The sequence below is a fragment of the Rhizobium sp. 9140 genome, assembly GCF_900067135.1.
Lineage (GTDB): Bacteria > Pseudomonadota > Alphaproteobacteria > Rhizobiales > Rhizobiaceae > Ferranicluibacter.
On the sequence record NZ_FJUR01000001.1, the window covers coordinates 3012088 to 3027674 of the forward strand.

Here is a 15587-nt window from a genome sequence, read left to right on the forward strand (position 1 = left end):
CTCCATGCCGGCGTTCCTCTTGCATTCGGGGACAAGGCCGCTATGAAGCGCCCATCGGCATTGACGGGGGCACGCTCCCTGAGACCGACGCGCATTGGGATGCGGGTTTACGGAATCTTGCGGATTACGGCAAACGGACCGTCCGGTTCGGGCCTATCCCGGACAGCACGACAGGCGGACCATCGATGAAGGTTTTCGCGGGCAACTCGAACCGGCTCCTCGCCGAAGCGATCTGCAACTATCTCAATCTTCCGCTCGGGCGGGCGACGGTCCGGCGTTTCGCCGATCAGGAAATCTTCGTCGAGATTCAGGAGAACGTGCGCGGCGAGGATGTCTTCCTCGTCCAGTCCACATCCTTCCCGACGAACGATCACCTGATGGAACTGCTGATCATGATCGACGCCATGCGCCGCTCGTCGGCACGGCGCATCACGGCGGTCCTCCCGTATTTTGGCTATGCCCGGCAGGACCGCAAACCGGGTCCGCGCACACCGATCTCCGCCAAGCTCGTCGCCAACCTGATTACCGAGGCCGGCGCCGACCGCGTTCTGACGCTTGACCTGCATGCAGGCCAGATTCAGGGCTTCTTCGACATCCCGACGGACAACCTCTATTCGGTGCCGATCCTGACGCGCGACATCAAGGAACACTACGACCTCAGCAACGTCATGGTCGTTTCGCCCGACGTGGGCGGCGTGGTGCGCGCCCGGTCGCTCGCCAAGCGACTGGACTGTCAGCTGGCCATCGTCGACAAGCGCCGCGAGCGCGCCGGTGAGTCCGAAGTCATGAACGTCATCGGCGACGTCACCGGCAAGGATTGCCTGCTGATCGACGACATCGTCGACAGCGGCGGCACGCTCTGCAACGCGGCGGAAGCCCTGCTCAAGAACGGCGCGACCAGCGTCACCGCCTACATCACCCACGGCGTCCTCTCCGGCGGCGCGGTCGCCCGCGTCACCTCGTCCAAGCTGAAGGAGCTGGTCATCACCGACAGCATCCAGCCGACGACGGCCGTGCAGTCCGCGCACAATATTCGCGTGATCTCGACGGCAAACCTGATCGGCGAAGCCATCAACCGCACCAGCCAGGAAGAATCCGTTTCCAGCCTGTTCGACTGATCGGGAGCAGCCCGGCGACGGGCGTGTGTCTCAACTGTTGATAACGATCATGCCGCCGACGAGCAGCGCGGCACCGATGGCGGTGCGCAGCGTCAGCGTTTCCCCAAGGAAGACGCTGGCGAGCACCGGCACGAAGCAGAACGTCAGCGCCATGAACGAATAGGCCATCGTCAGGGGAACGCTTTTCAGCACGAAGATCCAGACGAGCGTCCCGATGCCGTACACGGTCAGCGCCGCGATCATCAGCGGATTGAGCAGAAGCGCGACGATGCCCGCCACGTTGAACTCGCCCGTCGTGCGGCTCGACAGCTTGAAAAGCACCTGCCCCATCGCAATCATCATGGGCGTGCCTGTCAGGCCCAGCCAGAGCGCGGGGCTGTAGTTTCCCCCGATCACGCCGCCGCCTCGATGCCGCAGCCGTCCCCCAGCCGTTCCACCGTCTCGCAATAGAAGATATCGCGGCCGATATCCTCGCAAACGTGGATCGCGGGAACCGGGTGGACGGCGCGCAGGAAGGAGTGCGTATAGGGGAAGAAGTTGAAATGCGGGTTGAAGCTGTAGCGATACTCCCGCTCGCGCGGCACGACGATGATCAGCCGGCGGCGCGCGATCCGGCGCAACTCGGCAATAGCCTTTTGATAGTCGAGCACATGCTCGATCACATGGGTGCAGACGACCGTATCGAATTCGCCATCCGCGAACGGCAGATCCTCGATCCGCGCGGCGACATATTCGACGCCGGGAAGACTTGCGGCATCCTCGACCACGAAATCGACGCCGGTCACGCGGCTGAGGCCGGGCTGTGCCGCCTGGATATGCCTGAGCAGCGCCCCCGTCCCGCAGCCGACGTCGCAGACGCTCTCGCCTTCTATCGCGCCTGCAATGCGGCGAATGCAGGCGGACGAGTTGTCGGTCCCCTCATGCACGCGGGGATGCTTGCGGTAGAGGTCCTCATACTCCGCCTCCGACAGAAACGGCGCGCGGGCGCGAAACCGGGCGAGGTGGACGATGTGCTCACCCCAGACCAGCTTGGCGGCCGCCCGGAACAGGCTGGAATCCCGCAGCACCGGCGGCAGCAGGTCCTCCAGCACGAAGCGGATACGGTTGGTGGTCTCGCGGTTCATCGCTCGGTCTCCGGAATCACGCAGCCGCGCTCTGCACATCGCTTGTCTCGCCCGGCATGGGCTCGGCCGAGACCGGCATGGACACGGCCACGGAAAGGAAGGGGCTCGACGGCAGAGCCATGTAGTGCAGCCGCAGCTGCTCGGCGCGGGCGCGGGCAAGCGAGTCGAGGATCAGCCCGGCGGTGAACATCATGAAGGAGATCATCATCAGCGCCACCGACAGAACCCAGGTCGGCATGCGCCGGACGAGACCGGTCTCGAAATATTCGACCAGAACCGGTGCCATGAAGATCAGGCTCGACACCATGAAGGCGGTGCTGATGGCACCGAAGAAGGTGAAGGGCCGCGTCTCCTTCATCAGCATCGCGAACATCCAGAGGATTCTGCCCCCGTCCCGGAAGGTGGAAAGCTTGGAATGCGATCCCTCGGGTCTCCGGCCATAATCCAGCGGCATCTCGCAGACCGGCAGTTTCAGCCGCGAGGCATGCACCGACATCTCGGTCTCGATCTCGAACCCGCCGGAAACGGCCGGGAAACTTTTGGCAAAGCGCCGCGAGAACACGCGGTATCCTGAAAAAATGTCGGAGAAATCGTTGCCGAACAGTGTGCGGTAAAGCCGGTTGAACAGCCGGTTGCCGAAGGCGTGCCCCTGCCGGCCTGCATCCGCCGTCACGCCCCGTCGCGTCCCCACCACCATGTCCGCGCGCTCGGAGATCAGCGTGGCGATGAGCGTGGGCGCGTCCGCCGCCGAATAGGTGCCATCCCCGTCCGCCATCACATAGATATCGGCATCGACGTCCGAGAACATGCGCCGGACGACATGGCCCTTGCCCTGCCGGGTCTCCCGCGTGACGACCGCGCCGGCAAGCGCTGCCCGCAGGGCCGTCTCGTCGGTCGAGTTGTTGTCGTAGACATGGATGCGCGCGAGAGGCAGCGCCATGCGGAACGCATGGACGACCGACACGATCGTCGCCGCTTCGTTGTAACAGGGAAGGAGTACGGCGATCCTGAGATCTGTCGGAAGCGTCTGCATCGGGTTCATCCGTGGCGGTCGCACGACAATGACCGGGAATTCTTAAGGTCTCGTTGAAGATGTTGCACACGCACCGATCTACGGTGCGCCCGCCGCCGCCCTGTTCGACAAAGGTTTTTTCACCTTCCCCTTCTATGGTTCCCGCCAGCCGGACGCCCCGGACGACGATTGCGAGGCCATCCGCCGTGACCCTTTCCGACCACGACCTCCGCAACGCCGAACCCAGAGCAAATGCATCGCCCAAGACGAAACGGGCATGGACGCATGAGCCTCGGGTCGCGGTCATCCTTGCCATTCTCATCGTCGCCATCGCTTCCGTCGTCGCCGGCATCAGGGCCACGGATTATGTCGGGGCGGACAATGACGACGCCATGCGCCTCGTCGAGATCCGGGATTTTCTCGCCGGGCAAGGCTGGTTCGACATGATGCAGTACCGCCTCGGCCTCGACGGCGGCACCCTGATGCACTGGTCGCGCCTCGTGGACCTGCCGATTGCCGGGCTGATCGCCCTCTTCGGCCTGTTCCTGACACCGGAGGCCAGCGAGGCGGCAGCCCTCTTCCTCTGGCCGATCCTGTTGATCGTCCCCGTCGTCATCGGCGTGGCAAAAGCCTGCTGGAACATCGGCGGACGCCAGAGCATGATGATCGGTCTCGTTCTTATCGTCCTGTCGCTGATCAGCAATGTGCGCTTCCAGCCGGGAAATATCGACCATCACAACGTCCAGCTCGCCCTGATCGCCCTGCTCGTGGCGGGCCTCACCGACCCTCTCGGCCGGAAGAGCGGCCATGCCCTCGCCGGTGTCACGGCCGGGCTCGCCGTCGCGGTCGGTGTGGAAACGACGCCCTTGGTGGCCATCGCCGGTATCGTCGTCGCGCTGCGCTGGGCGTGGCATGGCGAGCCGATGGAGGGCGCCGCCAGAACCTTCGGCCTGTCGCTCGCCGCCACGGTCGCGGCCGTCTTCCTCGCCACCACGCCGCCGCGCCTCTATGCCATGGTCACCTGCGACAATCTCTCGCTCGGCTTCTTCGCCATCGCGACCGCGGGCGGCCTCGCGCTCTCTCTCTCCGCCCGCTGCACGAGCCGCCGTTCACGGCGAGCACGGCTCCTCGCCCTCGCAGCGTCCGGCGCAGCCGTTGCCGCCGTCACGGTGTCGATCGCGCCGCAATGCCTGCAAAATCCGCTCGCCTCGCTCGATCCGCTTCTCAAGACCCTGTGGCTGGAGAGGGTGCAGGAAGCGCAGTCCATCGTGCAGATGGTGCAGACCATGCCCTCCTATCTCGGATTCGGCTTTGCAGCCGGCACCATCGCCATCATCGTCTGCCTCGTCCGCATCTGGCGAAATGAGCGGAGGGAGCCGCATCTCGTCTTTCTCGCCCTTTGCCTTCCCACTCTCGCGATCAGCATGCTGCAAATCCGGGGCACGACCTTTCTCAACGTCCTGTCGATTTTCCCGTTGTCGCTTGCCGTTTCGGACCTTCGCACCCGCGCGCACCGCGAACCGAGAAAGATTGGCGTGGAACTCGCCTTCGCCGGGCTGATGCTGGTCTCGATTCCGAGCGTCTGGGCAGTCGCTTCGGCAGCCGTGGCGAAGATTGCGGGTACGGACGACACGGTGATGGCGGGGATGGAGCAAGGCGCCTGCGTCGCGCGCGATGCGATCACGCCCCTGACCCATGAGCCGGCGGGCGTCGTCGCGGCGCCCTCCAACCTCGGCGCGTCCATTCTGCGCTTCACGCATCACAGCGTGCTCACCGCACCCTATCATCGCAACCAGGCCGGCATGCTGGCGGAACTCAACATCGGCCTTGCCTCGACGGAGACGGCGAAAGATCTGCTGATCCGCGACGGCGTCACCCTGCTCGCCTTCTGCGCAGAGGACGGCCAGACGAGCCTGATCGCGGAGCGTGCGCCCGACGGGCTCTATGCGACACTCGGCAAAGGGTTCATCCCCGCCTACCTTCAGCCTGTCGCAACGCCGGAAGACCCAGCACTGAAGATCTTCCGCGTCATCCCGTGAGCACCCGCCCGGTCAGTTGCGGGCGGGAACGGCGCAAGCCTCCCCGCCGGAGAACAGACGTGAGCGCGTGAGAAACCGCCGCTCGCGACCATTGTCGAGCGAGAACATGCCGCCGCGTCCGGGAACGACGTCGATGATCAGCTGCGTATGTTTCCACACTTCGAACTGGCTGCCGCTGATATAGACCGGCACGCCGCCGATCTCACCGAGGCGCACATCATGGTCGCCGACGATATAGTCGTCCGCCGGATAGCACATGGGCGAGGAACCATCGCAGCAACCGCCCGACTGATGGAACAGGATGTCGGGATGGTCGAGGCGGATCTCCTCGATGAAGGCGAGCGCCGCCTCTGTCGCCAAAACCCGCTTCTGCCCGTCCTGCATATCGCCGACGAAAACGCCCTGCATATGAATGCCATCCTTCATGAGCAATACCTAAATTTATCGATTGGCCGACCGTTCATCATTGTGTCATACTTGCGATCAGGATTTGGGAGGATCACATCATGTCATATCGCACGGAGTGCTATCTGAGCTGCATAAGCCTGTCGCTTCTGCTCTGGAGCGCGCTGGCGCTGGTCGTCCATCATGGCTGAGCTAAACCGCTCGTGACCACCCCCCGGCAAGCCGGGAGATGGCGTTTCTTCATTCCGCGATCTGCTGCTCAGAAGAAGCCGAGCGCCTTCGGGCTGTAGCTGACCAGCATATTCTTGGTCTGCTGATAGTGATCGAGCATCATCTTGTGCGTCTCGCGCCCGATGCCGGACTGCTTGTAGCCGCCGAACGCCGCGTGGGCGGGATAGGCATGGTAGCAATTCGTCCAGACGCGACCGGCCTGGATATTGCGGCCGAAGTTGTAGCAACGGTTCGCATCCCGGCTCCACACGCCCGAGCCGAGACCGTAGAGCGTGTCGTTGGCGATCTCCAGCGCTTCCGCATCGTCCTTGAAGGTTGTGACCGAGACAACCGGGCCGAAGATTTCCTCCTGGAACACCCGCATCTTGTTATGGCCCTTGAACACGGTCGGCTTGACGTAGAAACCGCCGGCCAGTTCGCCTTCCAGTGTGTTGCGCTCACCGCCGATCAGGACCTCCGCGCCTTCCTGCCGGCCGATATCCATGTAGGACAGGATCTTTTCCAGCTGCTCGCTGGAGGCCTGCGCGCCGATCATGGTCGACATATCGAGCGGATTGCCCTGCTTGATGGCGGCGACGCGCTTCAGCGCCTTCTCCATGAACCGGTCGTAGATTTTCTCGTGGATCAGCGCGCGGCTCGGGCAGGTGCACACCTCGCCCTGGTTCAGCGCGAACATGGCGAAGCCTTCGAGCGCCTTGTCGAGATAGTCGTCATCCTCGCGCATCACGTCTTCGAAGAAGATGTTGGGCGACTTGCCGCCGAGTTCCAGCGTCACGGGAATGAGGTTCTGGCTGGCATATTGCATGATCAGCCGGCCGGTGGAGGTCTCACCGGTGAAGGCCACTTTATTGATGCGCGGATTGGTCGCCAGCGGCTTGCCGGCTTCCAGACCGAAGCCGTTGACGATGTTGAGCACGCCGGGCGGCAGCAGGTCGGCGATCAGCTCGGCCCAGACGAGGATGGAGGCCGGCGTCTGTTCGGCCGGCTTCAGGATCACGCAATTTCCGGCGGCGAGCGCCGGCGCGAGCTTCCAGGCCGCCATGAGAATCGGGAAGTTCCAGGGTATGATCTGGGCGACGACGCCGAGCGGCTCGTGGAAGTGATAGGCGATGGTATCGTGGTCCACCTCGCCGATCGTACCCTCCTGGGCTCGGACGCAGGACGCGAAATAGCGAAAATGGTCGATGGCAAGCGGCATATCGGCCGCCATGGTTTCCCGCAACGGCTTGCCGTTGTCCCAGGTTTCCGCCCGCGCCAGAAGCTCCATATTGTCTTCCATGCGCTGCGCGATCTTCATGAGAATATTGGCGCGCTCGGTGGTCGAGGTGCGGCCCCATTTGTCCTTGGCGGCATGGGCGGCATCGAGCGCCAGCTCCACATCCGCGGCTTCCGAACGGGCGATCTGGCACAGCACGCCGCCGGTAATCGGCGTCGTATTGTCGAACGTGCGGCCGCTTGCGGCATCGCGCCATGCGCCGCCGATAAAGTTGCCGTACTTCTGCTTGAACGGGTTTTCGACGATCTTCTGGTGCAGCATGTGGGTCTCCTCCAAGAAACAGCAACGTCTGTCTGGGAAGACCCTGCGCCGGAAGACCCTCCGGCAAAAGGGGGGATAAGCCGATCGAACGCACGACTGTCTCACATTTGCGACACGCGTGCGCTGCAACCCGTGTTGCAGTGCAAACATCGAGCATATCAATCGATCGAGAGCTTTTTCATCTTCCGGTAGAGCGTGGCGCGGCTGATGCCGAGGCATTCAGCCGCCGCCGACACGTTGCCGCTGGCGCGCGACAATACCCGACGCAACGCCGCGCGTTCCGCGTCGTCCAGGTTCTCGTGCTCGCCCGAGGGACGGTCGTGCAAGAGGTCGGAGGCGGGAATGCCGGCGGCGATCCTCACATCGTCGATTCCGAGCGTCAGTCGGGCCGCCCGCGTCGCACCGAGGACGAGGTCGTCGCGATCGATGGCAAGCAGCGCCGGGCTCGCCTTGCCCTCCGCCGGCACCAGCAGCACGCGATGGCCGCGAAAGGCACGATGGAAGAGATTCGATTCGATGCGTGCGGCGGCATCGCGCACCGCCTGCGAGAGAATGCTCATCGCCATCTCCCCGGCATCGTCGCGGCAGGTGGAAATGTCGATCGCCGCCGTCACCCTGCCGCGATGGTCGCGGATCGGCGCGGTAGCGCAGGAAAGGCCGGTATTGCGGCTGAGGAAATGCTGGTCGCGATAGATGACGATGGGTCGCTCGTCGGCGATCGCCGTACCGATGCCGTTGGTGCCGACGCTGGCCTCGCTCCAGAGCGTACCGGACCAGAGACCGATGCCGCGAAAATCGTCGTCATCGCCGGCAGCACCTCGTCGCTCCAGTGCGACCCCGTTGCCATCCGTCAGCAGCAGGCAGCAACCCGCCTTCCCGACGGTCGCAAACAGCCTGTCGATCTCGCCGCGTGCCTCTTCGAGCAGAGCTCCGTTTTCCTCGCGCGCGAAACGAAACGCCCGCTCGTCGAGCCGCAGCGGGGAACGCGCTTCCTCCGGCGAAAGCCCGTGCACAGTCACGCATCGCCGCCACGAGGCGGCAACGGGCGAACTGGCTGCCGCCGACGCATGATGCGCCACGGCCTGGACGTGATCCGAATGGTTCATCCGCTCTCCTCCCCGAAAGCTGACGGTAACGGCACTATAACGGGATTTCGGGAAACGTCCATGCCGGGCGCGCCGGTCCTCTCGCTGTAGCCGGGAAAGCGCCCGGGAAATTTCGCGCCGGCATGTGTTCTCACGGCTTCCAACTTGCTACAGCGAGGAGACACCGTGCCCGCAAGGGCCAGACTCCTTCTCTGCTTTCCCACGGACCATCATGCTGCGCGACATCTCTTTCCAGAGCCTGTTCATGGGCCTCCTTACGGCCTTTGTCGGCTTTGCCAGTTCCTTCGCCGTCATCCTGCACGGATTGTCGGCCGTGGGTGCGACCGAGGCCGAGGCGGCATCCGGGCTGATGGCCCTGTCGGTCTCGATGGGCATCCTCGCGATCCTGTTGAGCGTCTGGACCCGCCTGCCCATCAGCATCGCCTGGTCGACGCCGGGCGCAGCCCTGATTGCCAGTTCCGGCGCGATCGCGGGTGGATTTCCGGCTGCCGCCGGCGGCTTCGTGCTCTGCGGCATCATGATCGTGATTGCCGGCCTCTGGCGCCCGCTCGGCCGACTTGTCGCCATGATCCCGGCACCGCTCGCAAACGCCATGCTCGCGGGCGTCCTCCTGTCGCTCTGCTTCGCTCCGGTCAAGGCCGTAGGTGTCGATCCCGCGCTCGGCCTGCCGATCGTGCTGGCCTGGGCGATTGCTGGGGCGATCAACCGGCTGCTGGCGGTACCCGCCGCCCTCCTCGCCTTCACCCTCGTCATCGTCTTCGGCATCGACATTCCCCCCGGTACGATGGATCGGGTCGTCGCAACGCTTGTCCCGCAGCCGGTGTTCGTCATGCCGGTGTTCACGCTCGCAGGGCTCGTCTCCATCGCCCTGCCCCTCTTCGTCGTCACCATGGCGTCGCAGAATATTCCGGGCATCGCGGTGCTGAAAGTCCACGGCTACGCACCCGAACCAGGCCCGCTCTTTGCCGCGACCGGCGTCTTCTCGCTCTTTGCCGTCCCCTTTGGCGGGCATGCCGTCAACCTGGCGGCGATCACGGCAGCCATGTGCGCCGGGCCGGATTCGCATGCCGATCCGGCACGACGCTACTGGTCCGCCATCATCGCCGGCATCTTCTACATCGTCTTCGGGCTTCTCGCGGCCACCGTGACCCTGCTCGTCGGTCTCGCGCCGCCTGTGCTCATCCAGGCCGTGGCGGGCCTCGCGCTGATCGGCGCCTTCGCGACATCGGCGTCCGCCGCGTTCAAGGATGCGGAAAGCCGGGACGGTGCCGCCATCACCTTCCTCGTCACGGCATCAGGCGTCAGCTTTGCCGGTATCTCGGGCGCTTTCTGGGGCATCGTCGCGGGCGGGCTCATGCTGGTCCTCGGCCATGTCCGGTCCCGACGTGGCACGTCTTCGCGGCCCTCCTAAGCTGCTTCAGGCCGGCTGACATCGTCAGGCGGCCGTCGCCTGGGGAAGATCGACGATCTCCGCGTCCACCGGCGGGGCGATCTCGACGACTGTCATGACAGCGGTCTTGATGTCCGACAGCGGCTGAGGCCTTCCGAACAGAAAGCCCTGAACCTGCAGACACCCCTCGCCGCACAGGAAGGTCATGTGCTCCTCGGTCTCCACCCCTTCGGCGAGAACGGGAATATCGAGGCTGCGTGCCAGGATGATGGTCGAGCGCACGATCGCCTCGGCGGGCCGGCTGCGGCCGATGCCGTCAACGAAGCTGCGATCGATCTTGATCTTGTCGAACGGGAAGTTCTGCAGCGTCGACAGCGAGGAATAGCCGGTGCCGTAGTCGTCCATGGCAATCTTCACGCCCATGGCCTTCAGTTGTCGGATGATGTGCAGGGCGTGCTGCTGGTCGCCGATGATACCGGATTCGGTGATCTCGAGTTCGAGCCGGCCGGCCGGAAGTCCCGTCTGGATGAGGATGTCGCGCACCCGGTGCGGCAGAGCCACGTCCGCCAGCTGGGCGGGTGCGACGTTGACGGCAATGCGCAGCGGCTGTGCCCAGGATGATGCTTCCCGGCAAGCAGTTTCCAGCACCCAGTCGCCGAGCGTCTGGATGAAGCCCGTCCGCTCCGCCAGCGGAATGAACTCGGCAGGCGACACCATGCCCCGCGTCGGGTGACGCCAGCGCAGGAGAACCTCGTAGCCGATGATATCGCGGCTCAGCGTATCGTTCTGCGGCTGGTAATAGAGTTCGAGTTCGCCACGGTCGATGGATTGATGAAGGTCGATCGACAGGAGGCTACGGTCGCGCGTGGCCGTATCCATGCTCGGCTTGTAGAACCGAACCGCGCTCGCCCCGTTGATCTTGGCTCGGTGCATGGCGAGATCCGCCTGCGCAACAAGGTCAATGGCGGTCTGGGCCGAACCGGGAAAGAGTGCGATACCGGCACTCGCCGTCACCCGGAAAGCCTGCCCTTCGAGGTCCATCGGCAGGCTCACGGCGCTGAGGATCCGCTCGGCGAATTCTTTTGCATCGGCCTTCATGAAGAAGCGGTCTCGAACGGCCACGAACTCGTCGCCGCCGACCCGCGCGAGAAATTCGCCCGGTTGCAGGATGCCGGACACCCCTTCTGCAATTGCCCGCAACACGCGGTCGCCGAAGACCTGACCATGGGCATCGTTCACGTCCTTGAACCGGTTGATGCCGATGAACACCAGCGCCAGACGCGCCGTATCGTCGCGCGGCTGCCGCATCGCTTCACCGACATGCTCGTGAAGCGCCTGCCGGTTCGGCAAACCGGTCAAGGCATCGTGCGACGACAGATGACGGTATCGTTCCGCGGCCATCTGGTTGGAGTTCAGGTCGATCACATAGGCCGAGGCGCCGAGCGCCATCATGACGGTCATGATCAAAAGGACCATCGCGGCCAGCACGCTCTCCTCCACCGCCATTGCAGGGATCGAGATCGTAGGGTCCGGGGACACCGTCATACCCGTCAACGCCGTGAAATGCAGCGAGAGGATCGCAAGGATAAGGCCGGCAGCACCGCCATATTTGCAGAAACGGGTGACCGGCCGCGCGATACGGTTGGTGGCAACGGCACCGAAGCCGACGGACAGCACGACAGCCGCAATCGTCAGCACCGTGTCCCACGTCTTGATGCCCGCGACGAGCAGTGCAGCCATGCCGACATAGTGCATGGAGACGATACCCAGCCCGACGATGCCGCCGCCGACCTCGATGGTGGCGCCGGTCTGCCGCCCGGCGGTGACGGCAAAGCCGAACAGCGTGAAGCTGACCGCGATGGCCAGCGACCACAGAGTCATCAGAGGATCATAGGCGTGATCGAGCGGCATCCGGTAGCTGAGCATCGCGATGAAGTGCGTCGACCAGATGGTTGAGCCGCCGATGCATCCTGAGAGAAACAGCCAGTTCAGCTTCTGGACGCCCTGCGTCCGCCGCACGCGGGCGTAAAGCCGCATCGTCAGGACGGAGCCGAGAACGCAGACGGCGAGCGCTGCGACCAGCAGAGGATATGCATGGTCGTTCGTCACGCAGGTAAGAAATTTCAGCATGAAACACCTATGAGAGACGGCCTACACCTGACATGCCCGCACCCCTCAGGCCGTTAATGCTCCGACGCGTTCTCTTGAAACGGTTAGCGACCTCTGAACGGCCGTGGAGCGCGAAGCATTGCAATTCCGGGCGTTCTCCGTTATGGACGCGCGTCCGCGCAGACACCCTTGGAGGCAAACGCGGATGAGGCCTCAAAACCTCAATTCGCAAGGCCATTGCGCCCTGCGAATGCTTCACAACAAGAAAGGTACTGCCATGAGCAACGCAACTTACGAGCTCAAGGCCGAAACGCGCGAACGGGTTGGTAAGGGGTCCTCCCGTGAACTTCGCCGCAACGGTCTTATTCCTGCTGTCATCTACGGTGACAAGCAGACGCCGATTTCCATCGCCCTGTCCACGAAGGAAGTCACGCAGCGCATTCATGCCGGCGGTTTCATGACCACGGTTGCCACGATCGACGTCAATGGCGAGAAGATCCAGGTCCTTCCGAAGGACTATCAGCTCGACCCGGTGCGCGATTTCACCATGCATGTCGACTTCCTGCGCGTGTCGAAGAACAGCGTCGTCACTGTTGAAGTGCCCGTTCACTTCGAAAACGAAGACAAGTCCGCTGCCATCAAGAACGGCGGCGTTCTGAACGTCGTCCGTCACACGATCGAACTGGTCGTTCCCGCGAACGCGATCCCGGAAGCCATCACCGTTGACCTCAGCGGCCTTTCCAAGGTCGGCGACGGCATCCACATCTCGGACATCAAGCTGCCCGAGAACGCCACGCTGACGATCACCGACCGTGACTTCACGGTTGCGACGATCGCTGCTCCGGACGTCCTGACGGCCGAAGAAGAAGAAGGCACACCGGCTGGCGAAGCTGCCGGTGATGCTGCGAACGAAGGTAACGCTGAGTAAACCTTAACTCCGGTTAAGTTTACGAGCACCACTGCCCCATCGAAAGGCCCGCCTGCACCCCGCAGGCGGGCCTTTTGTCTTCCGCCAGGACTCCATCGCTTCAATAACATTTAATGCTTTTATGATCATGTTGCCGCAGGTCGTGCTGCGTGCTCCATCATGCTGCACTGTGCAGGGAATGGGCGATGGCACGGACGTTTTTTGAGGCAGGACAATGATGCATTCTGTGGAACATCGCTTCGTTGCGATCGTCTGCGGCGCCATGCTGGTCTTCGTCGCGCCGCTGATCGTCCTCTTCCTCTATCTCTCGTCCGGCCGCATCGAACGCGAGCATCTCGCCAATGCCGAGGTCATGCTGGATGCCGGGTCGAAAGCTCTGGCAAAGCCGCTCTGGGACTTCGACACGGAAGCCATGAACCAGATCGCGCGTGCGCTCGCCGCCGACGGTAACATCGCCTTCGTGAAGGTCTCCGGCACGTCGGCCGGCCTCTCGGCAGCCTATCCCGCCGCGGACAACGAAACCGCGGGGCCGCATTCGGTCCTGTCGCGCGACATCGTCTACTACGCCCCGACGGGCAGGAAGTTCGTGGGGACGGTCGAGCTGCACGTGCGGACCGACGGTCTCCTGACCCGCTTCGGCAACGACGAACTCGTCATCTTCTCAATTCTCATCGTCGCCATCGCGGTGGTGTTCATCGCTGCCATCGTCGGCAACCGCATCACCGTCATCCGCCCGCTCCTGCGCCTGACCGCCGCTATCGAGATGAGCCGCATGTTCGGGTCGCGCCAGAGGGTCGAGTGGGAGTCGGACGACGAGATGGGCGCGCTCGTGCTCAAGTTCAACGAGATGCAGAGCCGTCTGGAGAACGAACAGAACGCCCTTCGTCGCGCCCACGCCCGCTCCACCGAGATCTACAACCTGACCCCTGCCATGCTGTTTTCCATTGATCTTGAAGACAGGATCGTCGCCGTCAGCAATTTCTGGCTGAGCAAGACCGGTTATGCACGGGAAGCCGTCATCGACCGCCTGTTTTCGGACCTCATCGAACCTTCGGCCCATGCGGCCTATCGCGAACGCCGCATCGCGGCCGGCCTCCAGAGCACCTGCGAGGTCACCGTCCCTTTCGTGAAGGCGAACGGCGAGATGATGACCGTGCTGATCCAGGAAACCATGACGCTCGGCCATGGCCAGACCGAGGACGCCGCCCTTGCCGTTATGACCGATATCACCGCGCTGAAGCAGGCCGAAAGCCGCAATCACGTACAGGCCATGACGGACCATCTGACCGGCCTCCTGAACCGTCAAGGCTTCGAGGCGGCGCTGGATGCGGGCATCCGCAAAGCCGACGAGCGGTCGGGCGAACTTGCCTGTGTTTTCATCGATCTCGATCGCTTCAAATGGATCAACGATAATTTCGGCCATGCGGTTGGCGATGAAGTGCTGCGGCAGGTCGTCTCCCGTATTCGCGCCAACCTGCGGCCGGAAGATACGATGTCGCGCATCGGTGGCGACGAGTTCGCCATCCTCATCAACGGCGAGAATGTGGAGACGCTGGCGAGCGATATCGGCGACAATATCTGTGCGGGTCTTGCCGAACCGATCACCGTGCGCGGCACTGAGCTGTCGGTCAGCTGCAGCATCGGCATCGCGCTCTACCCGATCCATGCCAAAAACGCCTCTGACCTCCTGCTGAAATCCGACATCGCCATGTATGCGCGCAAGCATGGCGGCAAGAACGGCAAACAGATGTTCGACACCTCCATGCTCGACGCGGCACGCGAACGCCACGAGATTGCACAGTACATCGAAGCCGGCCTGCGCGAGGACTGGTTCGAGGCCTATCTCCAGCCGATCGTCGGCATGAGCGATGGCCGCATCGTCGGCTTCGAAGCCCTGATGCGCCTGAATCATCCGGAAAAGGGCATTCTTGCCCCCGCCCGCATCATCGGCATCGCGGAGGAAACCGGCACGATCGGCCGCATCGGCGAGCGCATTCTGGAGAAAGCCATCGGCCATCTCGCCGTCATCTCACGTTTGGAAGGCACCGGCGAGACCTATCTCGCGGTCAACTTCTCGCCGATGCAGTTCGAGACCACCTTGCCCCACAAACTCGCGGCGCTGCTTCTGAAGAACCACATCGCGCCGAGCCGCATCGTGATCGAAATCACGGAAGCCGTCCTCATGCTCGACAGCCCGGATGTTCATGCCGTGCTGAAGCAGCTCGGCGAATTCGGTTGCCGCATCGCGCTCGACGATTTCGGCACCGGCTATTCCTCGCTCAGCTACCTCAACCGCTTCCCCGTCGATATCGTCAAGGTGGACCAATCCTTCACGCGGTCGCTGACGGCCGATGAGGTCGACGTCCGCCGCAAGAGCCGCATGCTCATCAAAGGCATCCGCACCATCTCCAACCAGATGGGATATGACACGGTCGCCGAGGGCATCGAGACACTCGAGGACTGGGAGCTTCTGAAGAAGCTCGGCATCGACTACGGCCAAGGCTACTTCTTCAGCAAGCCGATGCCGATCGGCGAGATGCTGAAAATGCTGGAGAGCAACTCGGAAGCCAAGGCGACGACGGCCTGAA

The 15587-nt window shown here is 63.4% G+C and carries 12 protein-coding genes; 5 read left to right on the forward strand and 7 right to left on the reverse strand.

Going from position 1 to position 15587, the window contains the following annotated elements; all coding sequences use genetic code 11:
• The first annotated feature begins 185 nt into the window (after positions 1-185).
• On the forward strand, positions 186-1118 hold the full coding sequence (locus GA0004734_RS14125) for a ribose-phosphate pyrophosphokinase (protein WP_092934660.1): 933 nt from the start codon (positions 186-188) through the stop codon (positions 1116-1118).
• Between the two features lie 30 nt (positions 1119-1148).
• Here GA0004734_RS14125 and GA0004734_RS14130 read toward each other — a convergent pair whose 3' ends face one another.
• The 3 genes from GA0004734_RS14130 to GA0004734_RS14140 are packed head-to-tail and all read right to left on the reverse strand — an operon-like array spanning position 1149 to position 3275.
• A complete protein-coding gene (locus GA0004734_RS14130; protein ID WP_245292424.1) occupies positions 1149-1514 on the reverse strand; it encodes an EamA family transporter in 366 nt (121 codons plus the stop codon).
• Positions 1511-2242: a class I SAM-dependent methyltransferase gene (locus GA0004734_RS14135; RefSeq protein WP_092934662.1), complete on the reverse strand. Its 732-nt coding sequence runs from the start codon at positions 2240-2242 to the stop codon at positions 1511-1513. The genes GA0004734_RS14130 and GA0004734_RS14135 overlap by 4 nt, the downstream gene beginning before the upstream one ends.
• 16 nt (positions 2243-2258) lie before the next feature.
• Positions 2259-3275 (reverse strand): glycosyltransferase, encoded by a 1017-nt coding sequence (locus tag GA0004734_RS14140; protein WP_092934664.1) that lies wholly within the window; start codon positions 3273-3275, stop codon positions 2259-2261.
• 185 nt (positions 3276-3460) lie between these two features.
• On the opposite strand from GA0004734_RS14140, the gene GA0004734_RS14145 reads away from it, so the two are divergent.
• Entirely contained in the window at positions 3461-5293 is a 1833-nt protein-coding gene (locus GA0004734_RS14145; protein ID WP_139056275.1) for a hypothetical protein, read from the forward strand.
• A 12-nt stretch (positions 5294-5305) separates the two neighbouring features.
• Here GA0004734_RS14145 and GA0004734_RS14150 read toward each other — a convergent pair whose 3' ends face one another.
• From GA0004734_RS14150 to GA0004734_RS14160, 3 genes are all read right to left on the reverse strand, one after another.
• Complete coding sequence (locus tag GA0004734_RS14150) at positions 5306-5677, reverse strand: DUF779 domain-containing protein (protein ID WP_092936313.1); 372 nt, start codon at positions 5675-5677, stop codon at positions 5306-5308.
• Positions 5678-5957: 280 nt separating this feature from the next.
• On the reverse strand, positions 5958-7466 hold the full coding sequence (gene adh / locus GA0004734_RS14155) for an aldehyde dehydrogenase (protein WP_092934668.1): 1509 nt from the start codon (positions 7464-7466) through the stop codon (positions 5958-5960).
• 158 nt (positions 7467-7624) lie between these two features.
• On the reverse strand, positions 7625-8572 hold the full coding sequence (locus GA0004734_RS14160) for a helix-turn-helix domain-containing protein (RefSeq protein ID WP_092934670.1): 948 nt from the start codon (positions 8570-8572) through the stop codon (positions 7625-7627).
• Between the two features lie 211 nt (positions 8573-8783).
• Between GA0004734_RS14160 and GA0004734_RS14165 the strand changes: the two genes are divergently transcribed.
• Positions 8784-9983 (forward strand): benzoate/H(+) symporter BenE family transporter, encoded by a 1200-nt coding sequence (locus GA0004734_RS14165; protein WP_092934672.1) that lies wholly within the window; start codon positions 8784-8786, stop codon positions 9981-9983.
• A 24-nt stretch (positions 9984-10007) separates the two neighbouring features.
• Here the strand turns inward: GA0004734_RS14165 and GA0004734_RS14170 are convergent, their stop codons facing one another.
• Entirely contained in the window at positions 10008-12092 is a 2085-nt protein-coding gene (locus GA0004734_RS14170; RefSeq protein WP_092934674.1) for a putative bifunctional diguanylate cyclase/phosphodiesterase, read from the reverse strand.
• Positions 12093-12348: 256 nt separating this feature from the next.
• On the opposite strand from GA0004734_RS14170, the gene GA0004734_RS14175 reads away from it, so the two are divergent.
• The gene (locus GA0004734_RS14175; RefSeq protein WP_092934676.1) at positions 12349-12999 is read left to right on the forward strand and encodes a 50S ribosomal protein L25/general stress protein Ctc; all 651 of its coding nucleotides are present in this window, start codon (positions 12349-12351) and stop codon (positions 12997-12999) included.
• 214 nt (positions 13000-13213) lie between these two features.
• Positions 13214-15586, forward strand: coding sequence for a putative bifunctional diguanylate cyclase/phosphodiesterase (locus tag GA0004734_RS14180; RefSeq protein WP_092934678.1), 2373 nt, complete (start codon positions 13214-13216; stop codon positions 15584-15586).
• Position 15587: the final 1 nt, after the last annotated feature.

Coding starts and splice junctions, on each gene's coding strand:
- GA0004734_RS14125 (WP_092934660.1), top strand. CDS start 186: ATGAAGGTTTTCGCGGGCAACTCGAACCGGCTCCTCGCCGAAGCGATC.
- GA0004734_RS14135 (WP_092934662.1), bottom strand. CDS start 2,242: ATGAACCGCGAGACCACCAACCGTATCCGCTTCGTGCTGGAGGACCTG.
- GA0004734_RS14140 (WP_092934664.1), bottom strand. CDS start 3,275: ATGCAGACGCTTCCGACAGATCTCAGGATCGCCGTACTCCTTCCCTGT.
- GA0004734_RS14150 (WP_092936313.1), bottom strand. CDS start 5,677: ATGCAGGACGGGCAGAAGCGGGTTTTGGCGACAGAGGCGGCGCTCGCC.
- adh (WP_092934668.1), bottom strand. CDS start 7,466: ATGCTGCACCAGAAGATCGTCGAAAACCCGTTCAAGCAGAAGTACGGC.
- GA0004734_RS14160 (WP_092934670.1), bottom strand. CDS start 8,572: ATGAACCATTCGGATCACGTCCAGGCCGTGGCGCATCATGCGTCGGCG.
- GA0004734_RS14165 (WP_092934672.1), top strand. CDS start 8,784: ATGCTGCGCGACATCTCTTTCCAGAGCCTGTTCATGGGCCTCCTTACG.
- GA0004734_RS14170 (WP_092934674.1), bottom strand. CDS start 12,092: ATGCTGAAATTTCTTACCTGCGTGACGAACGACCATGCATATCCTCTG.
- GA0004734_RS14175 (WP_092934676.1), top strand. CDS start 12,349: ATGAGCAACGCAACTTACGAGCTCAAGGCCGAAACGCGCGAACGGGTT.
- GA0004734_RS14180 (WP_092934678.1), top strand. CDS start 13,214: ATGATGCATTCTGTGGAACATCGCTTCGTTGCGATCGTCTGCGGCGCC.